Consider the following 6,598-nt stretch of genomic DNA (forward strand, 5'->3'; position numbering starts at 1 on the left):
TATATTGATTTTTCCAAATACATCTTATCTAAATAATATATATTGGAAAAGTATATGACAGGATAATTATTATAGGGAACATAGAATATGAAGATGAATATGCTAGTTCATTAAAGGAAACAATACTTCAAAATATAGCTGTTAAGGTTAAAATTTCAATTAGTTATTTAGATGGAAGTTATGAGAGTTTTAAAAAGGCTTATGATGATGCAGTCTTAGCTTTAAAAATAGGTAATAAATTTAATATTAAACCTGAGATATATTATTTAGATAAGATGTATTTGGAAAAATCAATATATAATTTAAAAGAAGATTATTTAGAAGAATTAAAAAAAGAATATAAAGATATATTTAAAGGATTTAATCATGAATTATTTCAAACTTTAAAAGAGATGTTAAAATGTAATTTATCCTTAACAAAAGCTTCAAAGAATTTATTTATTCATAGAAACACTTTAATGTATAGGATTGAAAAAATAAAAAAGGAAACTGGTTTTGATATTAGAAATTTTAAAGAAGCTACTTTTTTATATCTTATTTATTTAAACAGAAATGTTTAAATAAATAAGATAAAAATGAGCAGATTTTCTGCTCATTTTTTTGTACAAATAGTTATTCAGCAACATTAACAAAATTAATAAGGTTTAAGATTTTTTTATTTACTACTAAATTCCCATTTTTATAAACAGAATCAATTTTATTTGATTATAAAATTACCAAATTAAGTCGTAGAGGGTAAAAATATATAAATTTTAATAAATTCACGATTTCTAATGTAAAATAATATAATATTTTAGATATTACTTTAATTTGGAGAAAATATGAGTAAAAAAATAATAGTATTGGGAATATCAGATGAAATATTGATTTATTTAGTGAAATATTTTAAATTAAACAATGCTGAAGTATATCTTGTTTTAAATAAAGATGAAGAAATTCCAATATTAAATGATATTGAAAAAGAGGTAGTAGTTGCAAAGATAGATAATGATTTAAATCAAATTAAGCTTTTATTAAAATCAATTGAAGCAGACATTATATATAATTTTTATGGAAGCATTAATGAAAAAAATTATAAAATAGAAAATTTTATAGAAAATAGTTACTTAAGGATGATATTATTTTTAGAAGCCTTATCTCAATTTAATAGTGTGAGTTTTGTTAACTTAATAAGCCATAATTACAAAATTAAAGATGAAAAATTTTCTGAACTTTATAGGGCTGCTGAAAATCTAATAATTAAAAAATGTCAATATTATAAAGAGTATTATGGAGTGAAGGTAATTACAAAATATAGAACTGGGGATATTGATGAAGATTTTAAAGGTATTTTGGAAATATAGTAGGCCTTAATGCAGTTTATTAATAAAATAATATTTTAGTTTTTAGTGCTGAAGCATTAGAGATTCATAAATTATTCATTTCAATTGTTTTTTTTTATATCTTATTACATAATAGTAGTAAGATATAAATTTTATTTGAACAACTATATATTTTTTATGAGAGGAAGTGTAAGTAATGAAGAAAGAAATTATATCAACTAATAATGCTCCAGCCGCTATAGGACCATATTCACAAGCTATTAAATTAGGCGATTTTATATTTACTTCAGGACAAATTCCCATAAATCCATCAACAGGAGAGATGGAAACTGAAATAAAGGCAGCTACTGAACAAGTTATTAAAAATATTAAGGGGATTTTAGAAGAAACAGGCTGTAGTTTAGATAAAGTTATTAAGACAATAGTATTTTTAAAAGATATGAATGATTTTGCAGCAATGAACGAAGTTTATGCTCAATATTTTGGAGAAAAGGCGCCGGCAAGAAGTTGTGTTGAAGCAGCAAAATTGCCTAAGGATGCTGTAGTAGAAATAGAAGCTATAGCAAAGTTATAATATAAATATATTTTAAAATTAATAATTTATAATTTAGGAAATAATTCAGCTATGCTGAATTATTTTGTTTATATAGCATAAGTATTTAATATAGGGATTTAATTTAAATATTATTTGCAAAATATTACATAATATGTTAAAATTTTATTAAATACTAAGGAGGGGAAGAAATATGGACAAAATATTTAATATAGAAATTCAAAATTCAGAGAATAAATATATAGTTGCTAATACTATCACTCTAAGATTGCCAGAAGAAAAATATGAAGAATTAATTGATATAGCTATAGAGGTTAATGATACTATTGACGAGGTAGTGAAATATATTGTAAATAGTAATTTGATAGATAAAATTGATTGTAAAGATTTTAAGGAAATATTTAGAGAAAAATATTTTAGCAGAATGCGTAATTGTTAATTTAAAACACTTAGATTTTATCTAGGTGTTTTTTTGATTTTATAAAAAATGACTTGTTAATTTAAAAGTAAGGATAAATTTGAATAAAGAAGCTTTAATTAGGATATTATAGGAAATGATAATGTTTATTGGAGGGTGATTTATGTTTACTATTATGGCGATAAAAATTGAACCAAGAGTTAAAAAAGCTCCAGAGGTTCAAGAAATACTAACAAAATATGGATGTATAATACATACAAGAATTGGCTTACATGAAGCAACAAAGAATTCTTGTGCAAACTCTGGTCTAGTACTTTTAAATCTTCTTAGCGATGAAAAAGAAGAAATTAAGAATTTACATGAAGAATTAGAAGCTATGGAAGGTGTTACAGCTAAAATATTAGAAATGTAATTAGATAAAAAAATAACCGCTATTTTTAGCGGCTATTTTTTTTAATGAATATCAAAGCCTTTTTTTCTTTGCAAATCCAATAATTAGATATATAATTGATATTTGAGGAAGTGAAAAAGAGCTTTGAAATAGAAAGGAAGATAATAGTGAAGAAATTTATAAAAATATCATCATTAGTAAGTGCTTGTGCCTTAGGATTTTCATTATTTACCGCCTGTAGCAATGGAAAAGCTGAAGGTGAACAAAAGACTATAAATGTATTAAATTATGGTGAAAATATTGCAGAAGGTTTACTAGAAGAATTTGAAGAAAAATATAACATAAAGGTTAATTATAAGACTTTTGATGAAATGGAAACAATGTATATAGAAGTTTCTTCAGGTAAAACAAATTATGATGCTGTTCTAGTTGCTGATTATATGGCTGACAGAATGATAAATGAAGGTTTACTTCAAAAAATAAATAAGGAAAATATACCTAATTTAGAACAAATGAGTGAAAATGATTTAGGACAGCCTTACGATCCAAATAATGATTATACTGTACCATACATGAATGGAACTATAGGTATTGTATATAACAAAGATTTAGTATCAGAACCAGTAGATAGCTGGAAGGTTATGTTTGATGAAAAATATAAGGGACAAATATTTATATTAGATTCAATGAGAGATGCTATAGGAGCAGCAGCAAAATATTTAGGTTATTCTTTAAATACTACAGATAAAAATGAATTAGAGGAAATTGAAAAGGCTTTACTTAAACAAAAAGATTTACTGCTTACTAAGGGAGCAGACAATGTTATGGATATAATGCGCCAAGGAGAAGCAGCTGTTGCTATGATTTGGTCTGGTGAAGGGCTAAATTTAAGTGAGGAATATGATAATTTAGAATATGTTATTCCAAAGGAAGGAGCAAATTATTGGCTAGATTCATGGGCTATTCCAGCAAATGCAAAGGATAAAGAAAGTGCAGAAAAGTTTATTAATTTTTTAAGTGAAAAGGATAATGCTTTAAGAATAGCAGATGAAATTGGATATACTACTCCAAATAAACTTGCTATAGAAGAACAGCCGGATGAAGTTAAAAATAACCCTGCAGCTTATTTATCTGAAGAGTTAATGAGTAAGTGTGAAGTTTATAAATATATGAAGCCTGAAGAGTTAAAATTATATGAAGAATTATGGTTAAGAGTGTATGCACAATAAGTTAAATATATTAAGAATAAATTAAACAAATAGAATAAAGGGGATAATCATAGTATAATATTAATAACATCTACTAAATATAGGAGTTGATTATTATGGATGATAGGATTATAGATTTTAATGAGATAAAAAATCGAGTGAATGAAAAAGATCTAGATAAATTTGAAGCCTATATATTTTCTTTATACTATGAGATGAGTAATGGGAAATTAAACATGGCTGAATTCTCAAAAAAAGTTATGGAATATATGGAAAAAAATAATATTTCCCAGGATAAGTTTATGAAGATGCAAACTAAGCTTATGGAAAGATATGGTTTTGATCCTTCTGAATTAGAAAATCAGTTGAAAGCATTAGGAATAGAAAGTATAATTCCTGGCGGAGGAGATATTGAAAAGGCTAGAAAAACCTTAAGTTTCCAAGAAAAATATAAGGATAGATTAAAAGTAAAAACAATTAATAGCTATCCTATTGAAAATGATAAAAATAAATTAGAAATAATAACTGATGGGACAAATGTTATTTTAATTAGTGAAAAAAATATAGATTTAAATGATATAGAATTAAATGAATTTTTATGTTCTTATAAAAAGCTTCAAGAAGATAATTCATTAAAAATATATATTTGTGAAAATACAAGAGAATATATTTACTAATAAATGGACAGTTTCAATTAACAATGGACAGTTAATGTGTATTGTTAATTAAAAACTGTTCTTTTTTATATTGGTCTCTAATTTTTTTAGTGTGAATAATTGGAAATAAATATATAGAGAAAAAATAGTATGAATCTTATATGATTATAGTTTATAATGAATTAGTATGTTAATGTGAAATTAATTAACCAGGAGGATAAAAATGAGCGTTTTAACTGTTAAAAATATAAGCCACGGTTTTGGAGATAGAGCAATATTTGAAGATGTATCCTTTAGATTATTAAAGGGAGAGCATGTTGGGCTTATAGGAGCAAATGGTGAAGGTAAATCTACTTTTATGAATATCGTAACAGGAAAACTTATGCCTGATGAAGGTAAGGTAATTTGGTCTAATAATGTTAGAGTTGGATATATGGACCAGCATTCTGTTTTAGAAAAGGGAAAAAGTATTAGAGATGCCTTAAGAGATGCCTTTAAATATCTATTTGATTTAGAAAAAGAAATGAATACATTATATGAACAAATGGGGGATGCAGACCCGGAAAAACTAGAAAAGATGCTTGAAAGAACAGCTGTTATTCAAGATTTATTAGATAATAACGGTTTTTACATAATAGATGCAAAGGTTGAAGAAGTTGCAAAGGGGCTTGGTCTTTTAGATTTAGGATTAGATAGGGATGTAGATGATTTATCTGGCGGACAAAGAACAAAAATATTACTAGGGAAATTATTGCTTCAAAATCCAGATATATTATTATTAGATGAGCCAACAAACTATCTTGATGAGGAACATATTGAGTGGCTTAAAAGATATTTACAAAACTATGAGAATGCTTTTATTTTAATCTCTCACGATATTCCTTTTTTAAATTCTGTAGTTAATTTAATATATCATGTAGAAAATAAAAAGCTAACAAGATATGTTGGAGATTACTATGAGTTTAAAAGACTTTATGAAGAGAATAAAAAGAGATTAGAAGCTGCTTATGAAAAACAACAAAAGGAAATTGCAAGGCTTGAAGATTTTGTTGCTAGAAATAAGGCAAATGTAGCAACAGCTAATATGGCTAAATCAAGACAAAAGAAGCTGGATAAAATGGAGATAATAGAGCTTACAAAGGAAAAACCAAAGCCAGAGTTTAATTTTAAAATGGCAAGAACTTCTGGAAAGATGATATTTGAAACTAAGGATTTAGTAATTGGATATGATAGTCCTCTTACAAAGCCATTAAACCTTTATATGGAAAGAGGACAAAAGATTGCTTTGGTTGGAGCTAATGGTTTAGGTAAATCCACATTACTTAGAAGTTTACTAGGAATAGTTAAACCTTTATCTGGAGAAGTACAACTTGGGGATTATCAACATATTGGTTATTTTGAACAAGAAGATAGATCAGGAAATACAAATACCTGTATAGAAGAAGTTTGGAATGAATTTCCTGGGAAAACTCAATATGAAATTAGAGCTGCCTTGGCAAAATGCGGATTAACTACAAAACAAATAGAATCGAAAATTATGGTATTGTCAGGGGGAGAAGCAGCAAAGGTTAGATTATGTAAGATAATTAATAAAGAAACAAATATTTTAATATTAGACGAACCTACAAACCATTTAGACATAGATGCAAAGGAAGAATTAAAGAGAGCTTTAAAGGAATATAAAGGAACAATACTATTAGTATCTCATGAAGCAGAATTCTATAGAGATATTGTTACAGAAATATGGAATTGTGAAGATTGGACTACTAAGCTGGTATAAATAGCTGATTTTCAAAAAAATTTATCAGAAGAAATTCAACTATTAGTAGAAAATACAGAAATATGCTTAATTTAATGGGATTGCAAAAGGCAATCCCATATTATTTAAAATTGAGTTAGATAAAAAATTTCTGATTTATAACTAATAAAAAAGGGGCTGTCGCATTAGCGGTTAAAAATCGCTAATGCTCAGCTCTTATTTTGTACTGTTTTATATGAATTTTAAAGAGTTTTTCAAATAAATTCATCTCTACTCCTTAAAAATGGCGCA

The 6,598-nt window shown here is 26.0% G+C and carries 8 protein-coding genes; all 8 read left to right on the forward strand.

Going from position 1 to position 6,598, the window contains the following annotated elements; translation table 11 throughout:
• The first annotated feature begins 281 nt into the window (after positions 1-281).
• Positions 282-560 (forward strand): PucR family transcriptional regulator, encoded by a 279-nt coding sequence (locus KQI16_RS12935; protein ID WP_286172900.1) that lies wholly within the window; start codon positions 282-284, stop codon positions 558-560.
• Positions 561-821: 261 nt separating this feature from the next.
• Positions 822-1,343: an NAD-dependent epimerase/dehydratase family protein gene (locus tag KQI16_RS05705; RefSeq protein ID WP_216432731.1), complete on the forward strand. Its 522-nt coding sequence runs from the start codon at positions 822-824 to the stop codon at positions 1,341-1,343.
• A gap of 175 nt (positions 1,344-1,518) precedes the next feature.
• Positions 1,519-1,896, forward strand: coding sequence for a RidA family protein (locus tag KQI16_RS05710; protein WP_216432732.1), 378 nt, complete (start codon positions 1,519-1,521; stop codon positions 1,894-1,896).
• Positions 1,897-2,068: 172 nt separating this feature from the next.
• Complete coding sequence (locus KQI16_RS05715; RefSeq protein ID WP_216432733.1) at positions 2,069-2,314, forward strand: hypothetical protein; 246 nt, start codon at positions 2,069-2,071, stop codon at positions 2,312-2,314.
• A gap of 142 nt (positions 2,315-2,456) precedes the next feature.
• Positions 2,457-2,705 carry a hypothetical protein gene (locus KQI16_RS05720; RefSeq protein ID WP_216432734.1) on the forward strand — a complete coding sequence of 83 codons (249 nt, stop codon included), beginning with the start codon at positions 2,457-2,459 and terminating at the stop codon, positions 2,703-2,705.
• 146 nt (positions 2,706-2,851) lie between these two features.
• The gene (locus tag KQI16_RS05725; RefSeq protein WP_216432735.1) at positions 2,852-3,913 is read left to right on the forward strand and encodes an ABC transporter substrate-binding protein; all 1,062 of its coding nucleotides are present in this window, start codon (positions 2,852-2,854) and stop codon (positions 3,911-3,913) included.
• A gap of 95 nt (positions 3,914-4,008) precedes the next feature.
• Positions 4,009-4,569, forward strand: coding sequence for a DUF3867 domain-containing protein (locus KQI16_RS05730; RefSeq protein ID WP_216432736.1), 561 nt, complete (start codon positions 4,009-4,011; stop codon positions 4,567-4,569).
• Between the two features lie 202 nt (positions 4,570-4,771).
• Positions 4,772-6,328, forward strand: coding sequence for an ABC-F family ATP-binding cassette domain-containing protein (locus tag KQI16_RS05735; RefSeq protein ID WP_216432737.1), 1,557 nt, complete (start codon positions 4,772-4,774; stop codon positions 6,326-6,328).
• Positions 6,329-6,598: the final 270 nt, after the last annotated feature.

The organism is Caproiciproducens sp. MSJ-32 (assembly GCF_018918055.1).
Classification (GTDB): Bacteria; Bacillota; Clostridia; order Clostridiales; family Clostridiaceae; genus Clostridium.